17 protein-coding genes and 1 tRNA gene are annotated in these 20892 nt (G+C 71.6%); 11 read left to right on the forward strand and 7 right to left on the reverse strand.

The window, feature by feature from the left end:
* Positions 1 to 142: 142 nt before the first annotated feature.
* Both pdxH and ACIRBX_RS20310 read right to left on the reverse strand, forming a co-directional pair.
* A complete protein-coding gene (gene pdxH / locus ACIRBX_RS20305) occupies positions 143 to 787 on the reverse strand; it encodes a pyridoxamine 5'-phosphate oxidase (protein ID WP_402298437.1) in 645 nt (214 codons plus the stop codon).
* 2 nt (positions 788 to 789) lie between these two features.
* Entirely contained in the window at positions 790 to 2049 is a 1260-nt protein-coding gene (locus ACIRBX_RS20310; RefSeq protein ID WP_402298438.1) for a hypothetical protein, read from the reverse strand.
* A 472-nt stretch (positions 2050 to 2521) separates the two neighbouring features.
* On the opposite strand from ACIRBX_RS20310, the gene ACIRBX_RS20315 reads away from it, so the two are divergent.
* From ACIRBX_RS20315 to ACIRBX_RS20325, 3 genes are all read left to right on the forward strand, one after another.
* Positions 2522 to 2592: transfer RNA gene (locus ACIRBX_RS20315), tRNA-Cys, on the forward strand.
* A gap of 219 nt (positions 2593 to 2811) precedes the next feature.
* The gene (locus ACIRBX_RS20320) at positions 2812 to 4875 is read left to right on the forward strand and encodes a thioredoxin domain-containing protein (protein ID WP_402298439.1); all 2064 of its coding nucleotides are present in this window, start codon (positions 2812 to 2814) and stop codon (positions 4873 to 4875) included.
* 27 nt (positions 4876 to 4902) lie between these two features.
* The gene (locus ACIRBX_RS20325; RefSeq protein WP_402298440.1) at positions 4903 to 5757 is read left to right on the forward strand and encodes a GNAT family N-acetyltransferase; all 855 of its coding nucleotides are present in this window, start codon (positions 4903 to 4905) and stop codon (positions 5755 to 5757) included.
* A 752-nt stretch (positions 5758 to 6509) separates the two neighbouring features.
* On the opposite strand, the gene ACIRBX_RS20330 is transcribed toward ACIRBX_RS20325, so the two are convergent.
* Entirely contained in the window at positions 6510 to 7442 is a 933-nt protein-coding gene (locus tag ACIRBX_RS20330; protein WP_402298441.1) for a hypothetical protein, read from the reverse strand.
* Between the two features lie 250 nt (positions 7443 to 7692).
* On the opposite strand from ACIRBX_RS20330, the gene ACIRBX_RS20335 reads away from it, so the two are divergent.
* From ACIRBX_RS20335 to ACIRBX_RS20345, 3 genes are all read left to right on the forward strand, one after another.
* Positions 7693 to 8337 carry a papain-like cysteine protease family protein gene (locus ACIRBX_RS20335; RefSeq protein ID WP_402298442.1) on the forward strand — a complete coding sequence of 215 codons (645 nt, stop codon included), beginning with the start codon at positions 7693 to 7695 and terminating at the stop codon, positions 8335 to 8337.
* A 10-nt stretch (positions 8338 to 8347) separates the two neighbouring features.
* On the forward strand, positions 8348 to 9193 hold the full coding sequence (locus tag ACIRBX_RS20340) for a hypothetical protein (protein ID WP_402298443.1): 846 nt from the start codon (positions 8348 to 8350) through the stop codon (positions 9191 to 9193).
* Between the two features lie 241 nt (positions 9194 to 9434).
* Complete coding sequence (locus ACIRBX_RS20345) at positions 9435 to 9686, forward strand: hypothetical protein (protein ID WP_402298444.1); 252 nt, start codon at positions 9435 to 9437, stop codon at positions 9684 to 9686.
* A gap of 97 nt (positions 9687 to 9783) precedes the next feature.
* On the opposite strand, the gene ACIRBX_RS20350 is transcribed toward ACIRBX_RS20345, so the two are convergent.
* Positions 9784 to 10452 (reverse strand): hemolysin III family protein, encoded by a 669-nt coding sequence (locus ACIRBX_RS20350; protein WP_402298445.1) that lies wholly within the window; start codon positions 10450 to 10452, stop codon positions 9784 to 9786.
* Between the two features lie 275 nt (positions 10453 to 10727).
* Between ACIRBX_RS20350 and ACIRBX_RS20355 the strand changes: the two genes are divergently transcribed.
* Complete coding sequence (locus ACIRBX_RS20355) at positions 10728 to 12557, forward strand: phosphoenolpyruvate carboxykinase (GTP) (RefSeq protein WP_402298446.1); 1830 nt, start codon at positions 10728 to 10730, stop codon at positions 12555 to 12557.
* Positions 12558 to 12666: 109 nt separating this feature from the next.
* Here ACIRBX_RS20355 and ACIRBX_RS20360 read toward each other — a convergent pair whose 3' ends face one another.
* Positions 12667 to 13881 (reverse strand): pyridoxal phosphate-dependent aminotransferase, encoded by a 1215-nt coding sequence (locus tag ACIRBX_RS20360; protein WP_402298447.1) that lies wholly within the window; start codon positions 13879 to 13881, stop codon positions 12667 to 12669.
* An 83-nt stretch (positions 13882 to 13964) separates the two neighbouring features.
* On the opposite strand from ACIRBX_RS20360, the gene ACIRBX_RS20365 reads away from it, so the two are divergent.
* Complete coding sequence (locus tag ACIRBX_RS20365; RefSeq protein WP_402298448.1) at positions 13965 to 14579, forward strand: prepilin peptidase; 615 nt, start codon at positions 13965 to 13967, stop codon at positions 14577 to 14579.
* A gap of 38 nt (positions 14580 to 14617) precedes the next feature.
* On the opposite strand, the gene ACIRBX_RS20370 is transcribed toward ACIRBX_RS20365, so the two are convergent.
* On the reverse strand, positions 14618 to 14989 hold the full coding sequence (locus tag ACIRBX_RS20370) for a peptidase inhibitor family I36 protein (protein WP_402298449.1): 372 nt from the start codon (positions 14987 to 14989) through the stop codon (positions 14618 to 14620).
* A 242-nt stretch (positions 14990 to 15231) separates the two neighbouring features.
* On the reverse strand, positions 15232 to 16827 hold the full coding sequence (locus ACIRBX_RS20375) for a chitinase (protein WP_402298450.1): 1596 nt from the start codon (positions 16825 to 16827) through the stop codon (positions 15232 to 15234).
* Positions 16828 to 17225: 398 nt separating this feature from the next.
* Here ACIRBX_RS20375 and ACIRBX_RS20380 point away from each other — a divergent pair, with 398 nt between their 5' ends.
* The 3 genes from ACIRBX_RS20380 to ACIRBX_RS20390 all read left to right on the forward strand — a co-directional run bounded on the left by ACIRBX_RS20380 (position 17226) and on the right by ACIRBX_RS20390 (position 20811).
* Complete coding sequence (locus ACIRBX_RS20380) at positions 17226 to 17975, forward strand: isoprenyl transferase (RefSeq protein WP_402298786.1); 750 nt, start codon at positions 17226 to 17228, stop codon at positions 17973 to 17975.
* 369 nt (positions 17976 to 18344) lie between these two features.
* Positions 18345 to 19679 carry a PhoH family protein gene (locus ACIRBX_RS20385; RefSeq protein ID WP_402298451.1) on the forward strand — a complete coding sequence of 445 codons (1335 nt, stop codon included), beginning with the start codon at positions 18345 to 18347 and terminating at the stop codon, positions 19677 to 19679.
* Between the two features lie 424 nt (positions 19680 to 20103).
* A complete protein-coding gene (locus ACIRBX_RS20390) occupies positions 20104 to 20811 on the forward strand; it encodes a transglycosylase SLT domain-containing protein (RefSeq protein ID WP_402298452.1) in 708 nt (235 codons plus the stop codon).
* The last annotated feature ends 81 nt before the right edge of the window (positions 20812 to 20892 follow it).

A 20892-nucleotide genomic window follows, 5' to 3' on the forward strand; every position in this document is an offset into this window, starting at 1 on the left:
GCGGGGCTCCCCCGGGGGGGTGCGGGGGCCGCCGGGGGGCGGGGGGGGGGGGTGTGGGGGGGGGGGCCCCCCCGGGCGGGGGGGGGGGGGGGCGGGCCCCCGGGGGGGGGGGGGCCCCCCCGCCCTGGTGAGCCCGGTCGGCTCAGGGATGGCGCAGGCCGCGCTGCCAGTCGGCCTCGGGCTTGGCCCGCTCGAAGACCAGCCGCTCGTGCAGCCGGAACGGCCGGTCGGACCAGAACTCCAGGGAGGTCGGGCGGATCCGGTAGCCGCTCCAGTGCGGCGGACGCGGCACGTCGCCGTCGCCGAAGCGGGCCGTCTCGCGGGCCACCGCCTGCTCCAACTCGGCCCGGTCGGCCAGGGGTTGGGACTGCTGCGAGGCCCACGCCCCGATCCGGCTCTGCCGGGCCCGGGAGGCGAAGTAGGCGTCCGCCTCGGCCTCGGTGGCCGCCTCCACCGGGCCGCGGAACCGGACCTGACGGCGCAGCGACTTCCAGTGCAGCAGGCCGGCCGCCTGCATGTTCTCGGCCAGCTCGGCGCCCTTCCGGGACCGGGTGTTGGTGAAGAACACGAAGCCGTCCGGGTCGAAGTCCTTGAGCAGCACCATCCGGACGTCGGGGAGCCCGTCCTGGCCGGTGGTGGCGATCGCCATCGCGTTGGCGTCGTTGAGCTCGGTGTCCTCGGCCTCGGCCAGCCAGCGCGCGAACAGCTCGAACGGGTCGGTCGCGCCCTCGGTGCCGGTCGGCGACGGGTCGGTCAGCGGGCTGTCGGTCAGCGGGGTGTCGGTCACGGTCAGCCCTTCAGTTCCTGCATCTCGGCCAGCACGTGGCGCCACTTGTCGTCCTCCGGCCCGCGGTCGGTGATCAGGTGCGGCACCCCGTCGGTGTCCACCAGCACCTCGGCGGCCGGCGGCACGTTGAGGAACTCCATGTGCTGGGTGGCGCAGTACGCGCCCACGTCGAGGATCAGCAGGTGGCTGCTGCCGTCCACGCCGTCCGGCACCCAGACCTCGCCGGGCAGCACGTAGTCGTGCCGCAGGATGGTGCGACCGCGCAGGGCGGCGGTGCAGCCGCCGGTCTGCCCGTCGGTCGGGATCTCCCGGAGCTCCTCGTCCAGGAAGACCACGTGGTGGTGGCGCTCGCGCAGCTGGGCCGAGGGCATCAGCATCCGGGTGCCGTCGGTCACCACGATGTTGGACACCGGGTTGGTGATCACGCTGCGCTCGACGCCGAGCAGCAGCGCACCGGTGTCGGCCAGCACGTCGCGGGCCGGCTCGAACATGAACCGGACGTGCTCCGGGATGCCCATCCGGTCGGCGATCGCGCGCAGGTCGCCCAGGTACTGGCCCCAGTCGAAGTGCTTCTCGTCCTCCGCCCACGCCTCGTAGACGAAGCCGTGGCCACCCGCGAAGTTGATCGAACGGGTCTGCGGGAAGTGCTCGTTGAAGATCGAGAACAGGGTCTCGATGATCTCGGTCATCGCCTCCCGGGAGTTGCCGCTCCCGCAGTAGACCTCGAAGCAGTCCAACTCCCGGCCGTGCTCGGCCAGCAGCGCGGAGAGCTGGTCCAGCTCGCGGAGCTTGATGCCGGGCTTGCCGGAGTCCAGGCTGTCGATCCGCGCGCTGATCGAGGGGGCGCCGGCCTCCAGGGAGAACCGCACCTCGTCCAGGCTGGACAGGAAGGTCGGGTGGCCGGTCTGCGCCCAGTAGGTCATCTCCTCGTCGGAGACGTGCCCGGGCGAGACGATGAACCGCTCGAAGCCGAACTGCTTCAGCAGCCGGTACTCGCCGGGGAGTTGGACCAGCAGGCCGACGCCGAGCCGCTGGAACGGCCGCAGCACGTGCGGGTTGGAGTTGGGGAAGAACGGCACGTACAGGTCGACCCGGTCCCGCAGGCCGGCCGCCTCGGCCGCCCGCATGATCCGGTCGACGTTGCGCAGCAGCTGCGCCTCGCTGTACACGAACACCGGAGTGCCGACCTGCTCGGCGATCGTCTTCAGGTCGGCCGAGCCGAGCCAGCCGTGGGCGAGCTTCGATTCGGTGGCGCTGGTCATGGAAATGCCGGAAGACATTCGAGAACCCCCATGCGGAATTGTCCGAAGAACCCCTCGGATGGTCACACCCCTGCCCCGAAAGGGAGAGTGACGAAGAACGCGCACCCGTACAACGGCGGGGCACAGTGCGTCTTCGAGATCAAGGTCGAGCGTAAGGTGACAATGTCATGATCACAAGGAACATCCGGCCCCAGCGATCTTGAAACGGCTACGGATCGTTACTCCTTCGCAGGTCAGCGCGACCGTGAAGCTCATGTGGAAAGTCGAATCCTCTCGCATGGTGAGATTTCCGGTGTCCGATATGACCTCATGTAAACCAGTGTAAAAATATCGAAGAGACTGATTCCGTTTGTGTGACCCTCCGTCAGATCGGGCCATACGGGGCCGAGTTGGACGTATCGGAAGCCTCCGGCAGACGGTTGACAGGGGCCGGGTGGAATCGTCTACGTTCTTTGTCGGCAAGGAAATGCACGGCCGTGTGCCCGAGTGGTCAGGGGGCCGCCTGCAAAGCGGTTCACATCGGTTCGAATCCGGTCGCGGCCTCGTGGCGGCGTCCGGCCGTGGTCACCGGGACACGGTCGGACGCCGCGGCTCCGACGTCCGGGCGGTGCCGTCCCCGGCCTCGCCGGCGATGCCGTCGGTGCCGTCGGTGCCGTAGGGAAAGGTGCGGACCGGCCGGAGGATCGCAGCGGCATGACCTGGGGCGGACACGCTGCCATGGTCCGAGGTGGATTCGGCCGCCTCGTGCGCGAGGATGGGGGCATGCCGAACCGTCTCGCGGACGCGACCTCCCCGTACCTGCAGCAGCACGCCGAGAACCCGGTCGACTGGTGGGAGTGGGGCCCCGAGGCCTTCGCGGAGGCGGAGCGGCGCGGGGTGCCGGTACTGCTCAGCGTCGGGTACGCGGCCTGCCACTGGTGCCACGTCATGGCGCACGAGTCCTTCGAGGACGAGGCGGTGGCGGCGTACGCCAACGAGCACTTCGTGGCGGTCAAGGTGGACCGCGAGGAGCGGCCGGACGTCGACGCGGTGTACATGGAGGCGGTGCAGGCCGCGACCGGGCAGGGCGGATGGCCGATGACGGTGTTCCTGACCCCGGGTCAGGAGCCGTTCTACTTCGGGACGTACTTCCCGCCGGAGCCCCGGCACGGGATGCCCGGGTTCCGGCAGGTGCTGGAGGGGGTGCAGGCGGCCTGGCGGGACCGGCGGGACGAGGTCGGTGAGGTGGCGGCCCGGATCCGGGCGGACCTGGCGGAGCGGGCCTCGGTGTACGGGGTCGGCAGCGGGGTGCACCGGGCTCCTGGGGGCGATGAACTGGCTTCTGCGGTGGAGGAGTTGGCGCGCAGCTACGACGAGAAGCGGGGCGGTTTCGGCGGGGCGCCGAAGTTCCCGCCGTCGATGGCGGTGGAGTTCCTGCTGCGGCACCACGCCAGGACCGGCGCGGCCGGGGCGCTGGAGATGGCGGAGCACACCTGCGAGGCGATGGCCCGCGGCGGGATCTACGACCAGCTGGGCGGCGGCTTCGCCCGGTACGCGGTGGACAACCGCTGGGTGGTGCCGCACTTCGAGAAGATGCTCTACGACAACGCCCTGCTGCTCCGGGTCTACCTGCACCTGTGGCGGACCACCGGCGCCGCGCTGCCGCGCCGGATCGCGCTGGAGACGGCCGACTTCCTGCTGCGTGAACTCCGCACCCCCGAAGGCGGGTTCGCCTCCGCGCTGGATGCGGACAGTCTGGACGAGGCGACCGGGAAGAACGCCGAGGGGGCGTACTACGCCTGGACGCCGGGCCAACTCGCCGAGGTGCTGGGGGAGTCGGACGCGGCAGTGGCCGCCGGACTGTTCGAGGTCACCGGGGAGGGGACCTTCGAGCACGGGAGCTCGGTGCTCCAGCTGCTCGCCGATCCGGCGGACGAGGGGGCCTACGAGCGGATCAGGACCGCGCTGTACGAGGCCCGGCTCGGCCGGCCGGCGCCGGCCCGGGACGACAAGGTGGTGGCGGCCTGGAACGGGCTGGCGATCGCCGCACTGGCCGAGGCCGGCGCACTGCTGGACCGGCCGGACCTGGTGGCGGCGGCCGAGCGGGCCGCCGATCTGCTGATCACCGTGCACCTCACCGAGGACGGCCGGCTGCTGCGCACCTCCCGGGACGGCCGGGCCGGGGCCAACGCGGGGGTGCTGGAGGACTACGCGGACACTGCCGAGGGCTTCCTCGCGCTGTACGCGGTGACCGGCGGGACGGAGTGGCTCGGGCTGGCCGGCGGCCTGCTGGACGTGGTGCTGGCGCACTTCCGGGACGAGGCGTCGGGGGCGCTGTACGACACCGCCGACGACGCCGAGGAGCTGATCCGCCGTCCGCAGGACCCGACCGACAACGCCACCCCCTCCGGGTGGACGGCCGCCGCGCAGGCGCTGCTGACCTACGCCGCGTACACCGGCTCGGAGCGGCACCGGACGGCGGCCGAGGGGGCGCTCGGCATCGTCGGCGCGCTGGGCGGCCGGGCACCGAGGTTCGTGGGCTGGGGCCTGGCCGCGGCCGAGGCGCTGGCGGACGGGCCGCGCGAGGTGGCCGTGGTCGGTGCCGAGGGCGACCCCGGGCGGGCGCTGCTGCACCGGACGGCGCTGCTCGGCACCGCACCGGGCGCGGTGGTGGCGGTCGGCGAACCCGGTTCCTCGGAGGTGCCGCTGCTGGCCGGACGGCCGTTGGTGGGCGGGGCGGCCGGGGCCTACGTCTGCCACCACTTCGTGTGCGAGGCGCCGGTCGCGGAGGCGGCCGAGTTGGCGGCGAAGGTGGGGGCCCGGCACGCCGGAAATGAGGGTGCGTGAGGTGCCGGATTTCAGGCAGGATGCGGCATGACCTGGACTCTTTCCTCCTCCCTGGACGACTTCCGCGCGCAGGCCGGTGATTTCCTGGCCGCCCATCCGGCGGAGAACACCGTCCTGCTGACCCTGGTGCACAACCTCGCCACCGCCGGGCTGCACGTCTTCGGCGAGGCCGACCCGTGGTTCGGCTGGTGGCGGCCGGAGCCGGACGCACCGGTGGCCGCCGCCTTCGCCCGGACACCGCCGTTCCCGCTCCGGCTGAGCGCGATGGAGCCGGAGGTGGCGGCCGAGCTGGCGGTGGCGCTCGCGCAGGACGGGCGGGAGCTGCCCGGGGTCGGCGGCGGGAAGGACGCCGCGGAGGCGTTCGCGGCTGCCTGGAAGCAGCAGACCGGGGTCGGGAGCAGTGTCAGGTCCGAGGAACGGCTGTACCGGCTGGGCGAGCTGACCGACCCGTCGCCGCTGCCCGCCGGTGCGGTCCGGCCGGCCAGGCCGGCCGAGACCGATCTGCTGACCGACTGGTTCGGGGACTTCGTCGCCGAGGCCGAGCTGGCCATCCCCGGGGAGAACCACCGGCCGACGGTGGAGCGGCGGATCGCCGGGGGCGGGCTGCTCGTCTGGGAGCACGAGGGGCGGGTGGTCTCCTTCGCCGGGGTCAGTGAGGTGATCGCGGGGATGTCCCGGATCGGGCCGGTCTACACCCCGCCGCAGGACCGCGGCCGGGGCTACGCGAGCGGCGTGGTCGCGGCGGGGTCGGCGCAGGCGCTGGCGGCCGGTGCGGCGGAGGTGCTGCTCTACACCGACCTGGCCAACCCCACCAGCAACTCGATCTACCAGAAGCTCGGCTACCGCCCGGTCGAGGACTGCCTCTCCATCGACCTCGCCTGACCCCACCCCCTACGCCGCCCGTACCGCGCTCGGGCCGCGCTCGGACCGCCTATGGACCGCCCGGAGGGCTGTCAGGGGCGCGAGGAACTGCGCGAGTCGGAAGACGGTGGGCCGATTGCCGGGTTCGGAGGGCCACTTGCAGGTGAGGCTCCGCACCCGGCACACGGGTCGCCGTCTCCCGCCGCGCGCAGTTCCTCGCGCCCCTGGTCCGTGCCCTTCCGGTTGGCATGCCTTCTGCTGTGCGTAGCTCCTTCGGACCACGCTCTGGACCGCCCGGAGGGCGGTCAGGGGCGCGGGGAACTGCGCGGGTCGGAAGACGGTGGGCCGATTGCCGGGTTCGGAGGGCCACTTGCAGGTGAGGCTCCGTTCCCGGCACGCGGGTCGTTGCCTTCCGCCGCGCGCAGTTCCTCGCGCCCCTGGTCCGTGCCCTTCCGGTTGGCATGCCTTCTACTGTGCGTAGCTCCTTCGGGCCGCGCTCTGGGCCGCCCGGAGGGTGGTCAGGGGCGCGGGGAACTGCGCGGGTCGGAAGACGGTGGGCCGATTGCCGGGTGTGGAGGGTCACTTGCAGGTGAGTCTCCGTTCCCGGCACGCGGGTCGTTGCCTTCCGCCGCGCGCAGTTCCTCGCGCCCCTGGTCCGTGCCCTTCCGGTCGGCATGCCTTCTGCTGTGCGTAGCTCCCTCGGGCCCCTGGTCCGTGTCCTTCCGGTCGACGTGCCCTCCGCCGCCCCTGGCCGGTGCTCTTCCGCCCGGCCGCTACTCCCAGTCCCAGCGGATGCCCAGCAGGCAAGGGCTCAGTGAGCTCGCGACCAGATGGACGCAGTGGTGCCCATCGAGTGTCAACTCCTCGCTCTCGTAAGGCGGTTCGCCGGGAGAACGGGTCGCGAAGCGGTGGCAGCGGACCGGCAGGGCGGCCGGGTGGAAGGTGATCTGGAGGACGTACTGCCCGGCACCGGAGTTGAAGCCCCGGACGTACTCGGTGGACGGCACCGCCGCCGGGGCGTCGTCGAAGCCGTACCCCAGCAGGTGGGTGTCCCCGGTCCGCAGTCGCCGGTCCAACAGCAGCTCGGCGACCAGCAGTTCGGCCGCCGGATCGCGCCGGACCCGTCCCGGTCGGCAGTTCTCCTCGCCCCGCACCCGCACGGCGGAGATGTCGCAGCCGGGGTCCCCCTGGTACAGCGCGAGGTAGCGGTCGATGCCGTCGCGGTGGGCCCGCAGGGCGTGCTGGGAGTCCCGGCTGACCATCTGCCGGTCGGCGCCGATCCGGACCCGTTCGATGTGGGTGACGGTGTGCAGGCCGGTGTCGGGCGGGCTGGCGATGGTGGCGAGCAGGCCGTCCACCGCGACGGCCGGGCCGATCAGGTCGCGGTAGGGGAGCACGGCGGGGCCGACGGCCGGTTCGGCGGGGGCCTGGCGAGGGCCGAGCAGCCGGGTCAGTGAGTGCTCGGGCAGCTCCAGTACTTCCTCCAACACCCGTACCGCGCGCAGCGATTCGGGCCGCTCGGGGCGGCGCCGGCCCTGCTGCCAGTAGCTCAGGCTGGTCACCCCGACCTGGACGCCGCGCTGGGACAGGTGCAGCCGCAGCCGGTGCAGGGCGAGGCCCCGGGCGGTGATGGCGGCCCGTAGGGCGAGGTGGAACGGGCCGGTGCGGAGGGCGGCTGCGAGCTCGGGTTGGACGGTCTGCTGCACGGCTGGCTCCCGTCTGTCAGTTGACCGTGAATATTCACACGCCCGTGCCGAGTTGTCACCGGTCCGGACGTGTTGACGTGGGCCGGGTGCCCGTCGCGTTCACAGCTCACGGGGTCCCGTTCACACCCGCCCGGGGGCCCTGACGAGGTGCGTTGACCGGCTCGCGTCATGGGCCGATGCTCACTGCACCGCGCCCCGTCGCGGTACCCCCACATCCCCTCTCCTGCGGGAACGCAAGGAGGAGAAGCCCATGCGAACGTCCAGTACACGTCTGCGCCGTGCCGTCGCCGCACTCGCGCTCGGCGTCCTCGCCCCCACCCTCGCGGCGGTCACCACCGTCACCCCGGCCCAGGCGGCCACCGCCCCCCAGGCCAGGCCCGCCGCCGCCCAGGCCCCCGGTGCCGTCACGGCGCTCGGGGCACGCAGGCTCAACATCACCATGCAGCAACAGCAGCAGACCAACTGGTGCTGGTCGGCGAGCGGCAACACCATCGCCACCTTCTACGGCTACACCTACAGCCAGAACCAGTTCTGCAACGCCGCCTTCAACCGCTCGATCAACTCCAGCTGCCCGAACAACCAGGCCACGCTGGGGAACGTGCAGACGGCGCTGCGCTACATCGGCATCAACTCCGGCTCGTACGTCACGGGTTACCTGCGCTACACCACGGTGCAGACCGAGATCGACGCCAGCCGGCCGATCGAGACCCGGATCCAGTGGTCCTCCGGCGGTGGCCACATGCACGTGATCTACGGCTACGACACCGGAAACAACTGGGTCTACTGGGGCGACCCGTGGCCGTCCAACTCCCGCTACAACTGGGCGGACTACAACTACTACGTCAACAACAACACGTTCTCCTGGACCCACTCCCTCTACCGGATCGGCGCCTGAGGAGACGACCATGACCAACACCATCCGTAGGCACTCCGCCCGGCTGCTGGCCGCCGGCCTGCTGGCCGCCACCGCCACCCTGGCCTCCGCCCCGCTCGCCCAGGCGGCCGACCCGGCCCCCGCCGCAGCCCCCGCCCAGCTCGCCCCCACCGAGCTGGGCGCGGCCCGGGCCGCGGCCGAAGCACCGTCCGTCACCGACCAGTTGGGCCGGTTCTTCGCCCGCAAGGGCGTCCCGCCGAACCAGTCCATCGCGCTCTCCCCGGCCGACGAGGCCAGGGCCGCCGCGCAGGCCGCACCCCGGCTGAGCGGCGACACCGTCCCGGTCTACCTGCTGGACCCGGGCTTCGTGGCCGGCACCCCGGGCGCCCCGGTGGCCCGGGCCGAGTTCACCGCCAGCAAGGCCGTCGCGGCCGACGGCCAGGTGGCCTCGGTCTGGACGGCCAAGCAGGGCGCGGGCTGGCGGGTCGTCAACATCGCCACCGGCGGCGACGAGACCGACTACGCGGCGCAGGCGGCCTCCACCGGCGGTGGCACCGCCTTCCGCGAGCCGCAGATCGACGCCTGGTACGTGCTGCGCGGCGGCCGGGTGCTGCCGTTGGACGAGGACGCCCGCAAGGCGGTCGGCGCCGGGGTGAGCCTGGCCGACTACCAGCAGCAGGTGCGGCAGCGGTACGGCGACAAGCTGCCCGGTTCGGCGTACGACCGGGCGGGCAAGGGCGGTGGCTACCAGGCCGCTCCGGTGGCGGAGCCGGACGGCCCGTCGCTGCTGACGGCGGGCACGGCGGGCGCGGCCCTGCTGGTCACCGCCCTGACCGGCCTCGGACTGCGGACGGCCCGGCAGCGGGCCCGGAGGTAGCACCGGGGCGGACGGCCCGGACGCGGCACCAGAGCGTCCGGCGAAGGTCACCACAACAGCACCCCAACAGCACGACAGCAGCACGACAGCAGTGGGAAACGGAGGGCGCGGTGCCGGAAACCGGCACCGCGCCCTCGGTCTTTTTTGACGAAGCGTTGACCCCTCGTTCGCCTTCCTGCCGGTCCGGCATGTCACCGTGTGTGCCGTCGGAATCCCATGGAGTGTCAGAGGAGGGGAGCAGATGGCGGTGCGGTTCACGGGGACGCTGGTCGCGCTGGCGGCGGCGTTCGCGGTGGTGCTGGCCTACGTGCTGGGCGGGCCCAGGATGGTCTGGATCGTCGCGGCGGCCGAGGTCGGGCTGGTGATGCTGGACGTGGCCCGCCGGTTCAAGGTGCGGGCGCTGCGCCGCAGAGCAGCGATCCGGCCGGAGGCCGATCACTGCGAGCAGTGCGCCCGGGCCCGGCAGCGGCTGGAGGGCCGACGCGCCCGCTGACGGCGTGTGCCCGCCGACGACGTGTGCGCTGGCGGCCCGCCCGCTGACGGCGTGTCCCCGGCGACCAGCCCCTGGTGGCCCGCCCGCTGACGTGGTCTCAGTTCGCGACGCTGTACGCGATCAGCGAGACCCCGACGTACTGCGTGATGAACGCCCCCAGGGTGAAGGCGTGGAAGACCTCGTGGAAGCCGAACCAGCGTGGTGAGGGGTTCGGCTTCTTGAGTCCGTACACCACCCCGCCCACGCTGTAGAGCACGCCGCCGACCACCATCAGCACCATCACGGCCACCCCGCCGGTGCGCAGGAAGTCCGGCAGGAAGAACACCGCCGCCCACCCCAGGGCCAGGTAGCACGGGGTGTAGAGCCAGCGCGGGGCGCCGACCCAGAAGACCCGGAAGGCGATCCCGGCCAGCGCTCCGCCCCAGACCAGCCAGAGCAGCAGCTGCTGCCGGCCGCCGTCCAGCAGCAGGATGGTGAAGGGGGTGTACGAGCCCGCGATGATCAGGAAGATGTTCGCGTGGTCGAGCCGGCGCAGCACCGCGTCGCCGCGCGGGCCCCAGTCGAAGCGGTGGTAGACCGCGCTCACGCCGAACAGCATCCAGGCGCTGATCGAGTACACCGTGCAGGCGATCCGGGCCTCGGTCGAGCCGGCCAGGCAGATCAGCACGATCCCGGCGGCCACCGAGGCCGGGAACATCCCCGCGTGCAGCCAGCCGCGCCACTTGGGCTTGATCTCCGCCAGTGCCTGGCTCAGGACATCCGTCATGGCGCGATCCTACCTACGGTCCCGTAGGTTACCAATAAGTAGGAAGTGATGATCGCCACCTTTGTACGTTCTGGAGTGTTCGGTGGTGGCACTCGGGGTCCCCGAGAGGGACGCCGATGCCTTGTTACCCGTCAGTACTTAGACAAGAAGGCGTAAAAATTGCGCCAATCACGCCTCTCTGCCATGTCAGGGGCTTGAGCCCGGAGCTACGGTGTAGACACCCTCAACCACCGCGACGCCGCCTCCCCGACGAGATGGCGTGAAACGGAGCGATCGTGTCGAACGAGATCTCTGCGCCCAGCGCACCCGCGCCGACCCGTCACAAGCGCCTGCTCGCCTGGGTGAGCGAGATCGCGGAGCTGACCCAGCCGGACGCCGTCGTCTGGTGCGACGGCTCAGAGGAGGAGTACCAGCGCCTCGCCGACCAGCTGGTGGCCCAGGGCACCTTCACCAAGCTCAACCAGGAGAAGCGGCCCAACTCCTACTACGCCGCCTCCGACCCGACCGACGTGGCCCGGGTCGAGGACCGCACCTACATCTGCTCCGAGCAGGAGAAGGACGCCGGCCCGACCAACAACTGGAAGGCCCCCGCCGAGATGCGGGAGCTGTTCACCGGCGCCGAGGGCCTGTTCAAGGGCGCGATGAAGGGCCGCACGATGTACGTCGTGCCGTTCTCCATGGGCCCGGTCGGCTCCCCGCTGGCCGCGTACGGCGTCGAGATCACCGACTCCGCCTACGTCGCCGTCTCGATGCGCGTGATGACCCGGATGGGCCAGGCCGTGCTGGATCAGCTCGGTGAGGACGGCGAGTTCGTCAAGGCCGTGCACACCGTCGGCGCCCCGCTGGCCGAGGGCCAGGCCGACGTGCCGTGGCCGTGCAACACCACCAAGTACATCTCGCACTTCCCGGAGACCCGGGAGATCTGGTCCTACGGCTCCGGCTACGGCGGCAACGCGCTGCTCGGCAAGAAGTGCTACGCGCTGCGGATCGCCTCCACCATGGCCCGGGACGAGGGCTGGCTGGCCGAGCACATGCTCGTCCTCAAGCTCACCCCGCCGTCCGGCGCGGAGCCGAAGTACATCGCCGCCGCCTTCCCGTCCGCCTGCGGCAAGACCAACCTGGCGATGCTCCAGCCGACCATCCCGGGCTGGAAGGTCGAGACCATCGGCGACGACATCGCCTGGATGCGGTTCGGCGCCGACGGGCAGCTCTACGCGATCAACCCGGAGGCCGGCTTCTTCGGCGTCGCCCCGGGCACCGGCACCGACACCAACGCCAACGCGATCGACACCCTCTGGGGCAACACGGTCTTCACCAACGTCGCGCTCACCGACGACGGCGACGTCTGGTGGGAGGGCCTGACCGACGAGCCGCCGGCCCACCTGACCGACTGGCGCGGCAACGACTGGACCCCGGAGTCCGGCACCCCCGCCGCCCACCCCAACGCCCGGTTCGCCGTCCCGGCCGCGCAGTGCCCGACCATCGCGCCGGAGTGGGAGGCCCAGGGCGGCGTGCCGATCTCGGCCATCCTGTTCGGCGGTCGCCGGGCCACCGCCGTCCCGCTGGTCACCGAGTCCTTCGACTGGCAGCACGGCGTCTTCCTGGGCGCCAACATCGCCTCCGAGAAGACCGCGGCCCAGGAGGGCACCGTCGGCGAGCTGCGCCGCGACCCGTTCGCGATGCTGCCGTTCTGCGGCTACAACATGGGCGACTACTTCGCCCACTGGCTGAAGCTGGGCGCCGAGGCCGACGCCGCGAAGCTGCCGAAGATCTACTACGTCAACTGGTTCCGCAAGAATGCCGGCGGCGACTTCGTCTGGCCCGGCTACGGCGAGAACAGCCGGGTGCTGAAGTGGATCGTCGAGCGACTGGAGGGCATCGGCGCCGGTGTGGAGACCCCGATCGGCGTGCTGCCGACCGTCGAGGGCTTCGACCTCAAGGGCCTGGAGATCGCCGACGCCGACCTCGACCTGCTGTTCTCGGTCGACAGGGACATCTGGCGCCAGGAGGCCGCCCTGGTCCCCGCCCACCTGGAGCTGTTCGGCGAGCACACGCCGAAGGCGCTCTGGGACGAGTACGCGGCGCTGGTCGACCGCCTGGGCTGACGCCCGGTGAGCTGACCCGGCGTCACGGAACGGCCGGAGCCCCGACCGTACGATCCCAACCCTCTGGGGATCGTCCGGGCGGGGCTCCGGCCGTTCTGCCGAAGGCGCGCTACGGCTGCACGTAGCCGGAGAGGAAGTCGCCGATCCGGGTGACTGCGTCGGTGATGTCCTCCGGGCGGGGCAGCGTGACCAGCCGGAAGTGGTCGGGCTCGGGCCAGTTGAAGCCGGAGCCCTGGACGATCAGGATGCGCTTGGCCCGGAGCAGGTCCAGCACCATCCGGGCGTCGTCCTTGATCTTGTAGACCTGCGGGTCCAGCCGGGGGAAGGCGTAGAGCGCGCCCTTCGGCTTCACGCAGCTCACCCCCGGGATCGCGTTCAGCAGCTCGTACGCCGCGTCCCGGGACTCCAGCAGCCGGCCGCCGGGCAGCAGCAGGTCCTTGATGGACTGCCGGCCGCCGAGCGCGGCGGCCACCGCGTGCTGGGCCGGCATGTTGGCGCACAGCCGCATGCTGGCCAGCACGTTCAGGCCCTCGATGTAGCTGGCCGCCCGGTGCCGGTCGCCGGAGAGCACCATCCAGCCGGACCGGAAGCCGGCCACCCGGTAGGACTTGGACATCCCGTTGAAGGTGACGCAGAACAGGTCCGGCGCCAGGGTGGCCAGCGGGACGTGCACCGCGTCGTCGTAGAGGATCTTGTCGTAGATCTCGTCCGCGTAGAGCACCAGCTTGTGCCGTCGGGCGATCTCGGCGATGCCCTCCAGCACCTCGCGCGGGTAGACCGCACCGGTCGGGTTGTTCGGGTTGATCACCACGATGGCCCTGGTCCGGTCGGTCACCTTGGCCTCGATGTCGGCCAGGTCCGGGTACCACTCGGACTGCTCGTCGCAGCGGTAGTGCACGGCGGTGCCGCCGGCCAGCGAGACCGAGGCGGTCCACAGCGGGTAGTCCGGGGCCGGGACGAGCACCTCGTCGCCGTCGTCCAGCAGGGCGGTCATGGCGAGCTGGATCAGCTCGGAGACGCCGTTGCCGAGGAAGACGTCCTCCACCGTGAGGCCGTGCAGGCCGCGGTCCTCGTAGTGCATCACGATGGCGCGGCGGGCCGAGAGCAGGCCCTTGGAGTCGCCGTAGCCGTGCGCGGTGGAGAGGTTCTTCAGGATGTCCTGGAGGATCTCCGGGGGCGCTTCGAAGCCGAAGGCGGCGGGGTTGCCGGTGTTCAGCTTGAGGATGCGATGGCCCTGGTCCTCCAGTCGCATCGCCTCGTCGAGCACCGGGCCGCGGATGTCGTAGCAGACATTGGCGAGCTTGCTGGACTGGATGACCTGCATGCTCGGTAATGCTACGGCCGCGAGGCCCGGAACAGGCACGTGGCCTTGCCCACAACATCAGGTGTTCCGGGAGACTGTGCCCCATGACGGCGATTCTGGGCGGGGCGCTGGCCGGGCTGCTGGCGGTGCCGTGGGTGCGGTGGTCGGTGCGGCGGTGGGCGGTGCCCTATGAAGGGGAGAGCGCGTGGCCGGTGCCGCTGCCGGTGCTGGGCGTGGTGACGGTGGCGGCCGGGGCGGCGGTCGGGTCCGGGTACGGGGCGGTGGCCGGCTGGCCGGTGCTGGTCTGGCTGGCGGTGCTCGGCGTGCCGCTCGGCCTGATCGACGCCTCCGTGCACCGGCTGCCCGACGTGCTCACCCTGCCGCTCGCCCTCGGCACCGCCGCCCTGCTGGTGCTGACCGAGCGTCAGGGGCTGCTCCGCTGCCTGCTCGCGGCGCTGGCGCTCGGCCTGGGCTTCGCCCTGCTGGCCCTGCTGGTGCCGATCGGCCTCGGGGACGCCAAGCTGGCTCCCAGCCTGGCCGCCCTGCTGGCGGTCAGCGGCTGGTCCACGGTGCTGGCCGGGCTGGTGTGGACGGTCGTGCTGGCCGGGGTGTGGGCGGTCGCGCTGCTGGCCACCCGGCGGGCCGGCCGCCAGGACGACCTGGCGTTCGGCCCGCCGCTGCTGCTCGGCACCCTGCTCGCGGTGCTGCTGGCGGGGTAGCCGGCGGGGTGGTCCCGAGCCTCCGTCAGCAGCCTCCGTCAGCCGATCCAGTGCGAAGCGGCGCTGTGGCGGTACGTGTTGACCGACCTGCTGCCGGGGGCGATGAGCGTGCCGGCCCCGGCGTAGTTGGAGTTCTCGAAGACCTCCACCCGGGTGTCGGTGCGGTTCCACCACGAGCCGACCCCGTCCAGGAGCCGGATCGAGGTGCCGGGGTAGCTGAGGCCGATGTAGCTGCTCCGGCTCGCGGTGGTGTCGAAGACGTGCCCGGTGAAGTCCCGGCCGTAGTAGAGGCAGAACTCGCCGCTGTCGCAGACCCCGTCACCGGTGGCGGCGGAGGCGGTGCCCGTCATGCCGGAGGTCAGCGCCGCCGCGCCGGCCAGACCGATGATCGCCTTGCGGAACGCACGCATGACCACTCCCCGTCGGAGGCCGACCGATCGTCGAACTGTCAGGCGCGGTACGGGAGTCGGCTTCGCCCGGCCGCGCCACGACAGAATCCTACGCAGGCGCACGGCCCTGCCCGGCTCCGGAATCGGCCATGCCGGTGCGCAGGTGGCGGGAGAGCACGTCGGAGGCCCGCCACGCCTGGAGCGGCGTGACGGGCCTCGGGGTGCGCGACCCCACCCTCATAGGGCGCGCACCGGGGGAGGTGTTACGGCATGGCGTGGACGAACGGGCCCACGGTGTTGGAGAAGGCGTTGCCGTTGTTGGCGTCCCAGTTGGTCGACCAGGTCATCGCGCCGCGGATGGTCGGCCACTTGGCCGGCGGGACGAAGGAGCCGCAGTTGGTGCCGGTGGCCAGGCAGCTGAGCGCGTTGTTGACCACGCTCGGGGCCACGTAGCCGCCGCCGGCCGCCTTGGTCGAGGCCGGGACGCCGATGCCGACCTGGTCGGGCCGCAGGCCGCCCTGGATCTGGGTGCAGACCTGGGAGGTGATGAAGTCGATGGTGCCCTGGGTGTAGACCTTGCCGTCGCAGCCGTTCATGCCACCGGAGTTGTAGAACTGGGTGTTCATCACGGTCAGGATGGACTTGGTCTTCAGCGCCAGCTTGAAGTACGCGCCCTCGGTGGAGTAGACGCCGATGGTCTCCGGCGCCATGGTGAGGACGAACTTCGAGCCGATCTTCGCCTGCAGGTTGAGCAGCGCGTTGCCCAGGTGCTCCGGGTTGACCCCGTTCTCCAGGTCCACGTCGATGCCGTCGAAGCCGTAGTCCTTCAGCACCGCGTAGGCGGTGTCGGTGAAGGCGGTGGCGGCGGTGGCGTCGTTGACCGTGATGGCGCCGTTCTGGCCGCCGATGGAGAGGACGACCTTCTTGCCGGCCGCCTGCTTGGCCTTCACGTCGGCGCGGAACTGCGCGTCGGTGTAGCCGCCGAGCTTGCTGGACAGGCCCGGGTCGAGCTGGAAGGTGATCGCGCCGGTCCGGGTCGGCACCGAGTCCGCGAACGACACCTCGATGATGTCGTAGGCGCTCTGCACCTCACTGAGCTTCTGGACCGTCGCGCCGTTGTCGAAGTTGTGCCAGTAGCCGGTGAGCACGTGCTTCGGCAGGTCGGTGACCGGACCGGTGGGGGTCGAGGTCGGCGTGACGGTGGGGGTCACGGTCGGGGTGACCGTGGGCGTCACGGTGGGGGTCACGGTCGGCGTGGGGGTGACCGTGGGCGTGACGGTGGGGGTCGGGGTGACGGTCTGGGTCGGCGTCGGGGAGGCGGTGCCGCCCGGGCCGGTCAGCGTGATGTCGTCCGCCTGGTAGGCGGCCTGGCCGTACCAGCCGTGCACGTAGAGCGTGACGCTGTTGACGTTCGCGCCGGTGGTGAAGGTGGTGGAGAGCTGGTTCCAGCTGGACTGGCTCGACCAGACCGACGGGTCGGTGCCGCCGGTGCCGCGCACCCCGAGGTAGGTGTACGGGCCCTGGACCCAACCGGCCAGCGCGTAGCTGGTGTTGGGCAGCACGCTGACGGTCTGCCGGCACTCGGCGGTGTCCGAGCTGCTCGGCGCCGCGTTCAGCGCGTAGGAGCCGGTGCGGGCCGGGGAGGAGACGGCGGAGGCGGTGCCGGTGCAGGTCCAGCCCGAGAGGTTCCCCGCCTCGAAGCCGCCGTTGGCCACCAGGTTCCCGACGGCGGCGTTGGCGCCGCCCGCGAACAGGGCCAGGCCGGTGGCGGCGAGGGCGAGCGCGGTGCCGCCGGCCGCGAAGGCGGGGACGGGGCTGCGCCGGCGCCGGTGGGACGGCTGCGACAGCGTACGAGCCATGGAGACGCTCCTGTGGGGAGGGAGGAGCCGCCGCGGTGGGGGGCGCGGCGGCTCCGTTGTGGGGGAGGGGAGTCCGCTGTGGTTCCGGTGGGAGCGGCGGCCGTGTGGGGCGGCCACGTGCTCTTGGTCACAAGCTGGACTAGACCAATGGCAAGCGTCAAGGAGTCGGCGGGCGGCTTACGGCATATTTAAGGAACAGGAGACCGTTCCGTGTCCCGGGTCACGGCGCCGTCGTCAGGTCGTGACACGGTCGGTACCTGCGGCTTTACCGTGCGGACCGGTGCCGGAGTAGGCTGCGCAGGGTATTTTTCGGCACCCTGCCCGGGGCCGAGGCACGGAGGGACCGAACAACATTGGGTCTGCGCGACGTCGTCGAGCGCACGCCGGGTCTCCGCACCCTGCTGGACAACGCCTACCGGCTCTACGGCCGCCGGGTCGAGGTCCACCTGGAGAACACCCCGCACCACATCGGCGTGATCCTGGACGGCAACCGCCGCTGGGCCAAGGCGACCGGTGGCACCACTGCGGACGGCCACCAGCGCGGCGCGAACAAGATCAGCGAGTTCCTGGGCTGGTGCGAGGAGACGCACGTCCAGGTGGTCACCCTCTGGATGCTCTCCACCGACAACCTCTCCCGCCCGGCGGACGAGCTCGTCCCGCTGCTCGGCATCATCGAGGACACCGTCCGCCGGCTCGCCGCCGACGGCCGCTGGAAGGTGCACCCGGTCGGCGCGCTGGACCTGCTCCCCGAGCGGACCTCCTCCACCCTCAAGGACGCGGCCGAGGCCACCGCCCACGTCAACGGAGTCACCGTCAACGTCGCGGTCGGCTACGGCGGCCGGCACGAGATCGCCGACGCGGTCCGCTCGCTGCTCCAGGAGCACGCCGAGCGCGGCACCTCGATCGAGGAGCTGGCCGACCTGCTCGACGTCGAGCACATCGCCGAGCACCTCTACACCAAGGGCCAGCCCGACCCGGACCTGGTCATCCGCACCTCGGGCGAGCAGCGGCTGTCCGGCTTCCTGCTCTGGCAGAGCGCGCACTCGGAGTTCTACTTCTGCGAGGCGTACTGGCCGGCGTTCCGGCGGGTGGACTTCCTGCGGGCGTTGCGCGATTTCCAGCTGCGCAACCGTCGGATGGGTCTCTGAGGCCCCGTCGGACGGGACCGCCCGGCTGCGGTGGGGGTCGGCCGGGGGTGTGGGGTTCTCCCCCGCAGTGGAGGGGCCTGCTGCTGCGAGGCGTACCGGCCGGCGTTCCGGCGGGTGGACTTCCTGCGGGCGGTGCGGGACTTCCGGCTGCGCGACCGTCGGACGGGTCTCCGAGGCCCCGTCGGACGGGACCGCCGCCCCAGGGGTGTCCCGGGTGGTCAGGGCCGTTGGCCCACGGTCGGCCTGACGTACCGAAAGTTAACCAACAGGATGATCTCCAGGTGGGTTCGTCAGGTCTGAGGTGAGGGAATAGACCCACCATGACCGGTACCCGGCCGCCCGGGTCGGGGGACCGGCTCTGGAGGCCAAGTGGTCAGTACCAAGAGCCGCCGGACACCAGACCGGCGCACGTACGTTCTCGACACCAGCGTGCTCCTGGCGGATCCACTCGCCATGACCCGCTTCGAGGAGCACGAGGTCGTCCTCCCCGTGGTCGTGGTCACCGAGTTGGAGGCCAAGCGGCACCACCCGGAGCTCGGCTACTTCGCCCGCCAGGCGCTGCGCCTGCTGGACGACTACCGGGTCCGCTTCGGCCGGCTCGACGAGCCGATCCCGGTGGGGGAGGTGGGCGGCACCATCAGGGTGGAGCTCAACCACTCCGACACCTCGGTGCTCCCGGCCGGCTACCGCATCGGCGGCAGCGAGGCCGACACCCGGATCCTCGCGGTCGCGCGCAACCTCCAGGCCGAGGGGTACGACGTCACCGTCGTCTCCAAGGACCTGCCGATGCGGATCAAGGCCAGCTCGGTCGGTCTGCTCGCGGAGGAGTACCGCGCGGAGCTGGCGATCACCTCGGGGTACACCGGGATGTCCGAACTCCACGTCTCCGGCGACCAGGTGGACGCGCTGTTCGGCGCGGCCCACGACGCCGCGCTCGACGTGGAGGGTGCGGACGGGCTGCCGGTGCACACCGGTCTGGTGCTCACCTCCGAGCGGGGCAAGGCCCTCGGCCGGGTCACCGCGGACGGCCGGGTGCGGCTGGTCCGGGGCGACCGGGAGGCGTTCGGCCTGCGCGGTCGCAGCGCCGAACAGCGGGTGGCCCTCGACCTGCTGCTCGACCAGGAGGTCGGCATCGTCTCGATGGGCGGCCGGGCCGGTACGGGCAAGTCCGCGCTGGCGCTGTGCGCCGGCCTGGAGGCCGTGCTGGAGCGCGGGCAGCACCGGAAGGTGATGGTCTTCCGTCCCCTCTACGCGGTCGGCGGGCAGGAGTTGGGATACCTGCCGGGCAGCGAGGCGGAGAAGATGGGCCCGTGGGCCCAGGCGGTCTTCGACACCCTCTCGGCGGTCACCACGCCGGACGTGATCGAGGAGGTCATCTCCCGGGGGATGCTGGAGGTCCTGCCGCTCACCCACATCCGGGGGCGCTCGCTGCACGACGCCTTCGTGATCGTGGACGAGGCCCAGTCGCTGGAGCGGAACGTGCTGCTCACCGTGCTGTCCCGGATCGGCCAGGGCTCGCGGGTGGTGCTCACCCACGACGTGGCCCAGCGGGACAACCTCCGGGTCGGCCGGTACGACGGGGTGGTCGCGGTGGTGGAGAAGCTGAAGGGCCATCCGCTGTTCGCCCACATCACCCTGACCCGGTCGGAGCGTTCGCCGATCGCCGCACTGGTGACCGAGATGCTGGAGGACGTCGGCCCCTAGGCGGGCCGGCCCGGTAGGGCATAGCGGGGCAAGTACGGACAACGGGACCTGGTACGAAGTATCAGGTCCCGTTGCTGTCATCAGATCTGACTGTCAGTCGGACGCGTCCCCGCCAAACACCCTGGTGGCGAAGGTTGTGACATCTGCCACGCGAAGGGGAATTGCGTTGACCCGTCCCGGTGCGGCATGGTGAGGGTTCTGTCAGGCCCCGCGTACGGCACATATCACCCGACAACTCCGGTCGGCGGGTGGACAACTGAACAGCCATGAGCCGTACGCCGCCCGAACGAACCGCCGATCCGGCCTGCCGGAGAGGTGCCGGGCCAGCGTCTCCCGTGACCAGAGCACCACCATGGAGGCCAGTGACCAGGGGCATGGTGCACCCGGACGGTCACGGCTGCGGGTGCTGCTGGAAGGAAACCATGTGACTCGGATCTCGGTCCGGGGAGTTGCCGTGGCCTCCGCCACCGCCGTCACCGCTGTCGGTGCGGTCGTGGGTGTGGCTTCGGGCAGCGAGGGCGCGAAGCAGACCCAGCCGGTCGATGTCGCCGGAGCCACCCTGCTCCAGGACGTCCCGGTGGGCGCCCACGCCCAGACGGTCAGCGACCACTTCGCCGCCCAGGCGTCCGCGCAGCAGGCTTCGGCCGACGCCGCCGCCAAGAAGGCCGCCGAGGAGGCCGCGCGCCAGAAGGCCGCCGCCGACGCGCAGGCCAAGGCCGACGCGGAGAAGGCTGCCAAGGAGGCCGCGGAGAAGGCCGCCAAGGCCGCCGAGGCCAAGCGCAAGAGCGACGAGGAGGCCGCGAACCGCGCCAAGGCGCGCTCCGTGATGGCCAGCGTCCCGGCCGGCTCGGTCCAGGAGATGGCGGCCCAGATCGTCGGCAACGACGCGCAGTTCCAGTGCTTCAGCCAGATCGTGAAGCGCGAGAGCGGCTGGAACTACACCGCCAGCAACCCGAGCTCCGGCGCGTACGGCCTGGTCCAGGCGCTGCCCGGTTCCAAGATGGCCTCGGCCGGCGCGGACTGGCGGACCAACCCCGCGACCCAGATCAAGTGGGGCCTCAACTACATGAACAGCCGCTACGGCTCGCCCTGTGGCGCCTGGTCGTTCTGGCAGTCCCACCACTGGTACTAGACACCACGTCAGACCACGCGCACGGCCCCGACCTGTCCTCAGGTCGGGGCCGTCGTCGTCCCGGAGGGGGCGGGCCGCGCC

The sequence above is a fragment of the Kitasatospora sp. NPDC096147 genome (genome assembly GCF_044763225.1).
Classification (GTDB): domain Bacteria; phylum Actinomycetota; class Actinomycetes; order Streptomycetales; family Streptomycetaceae; genus Kitasatospora.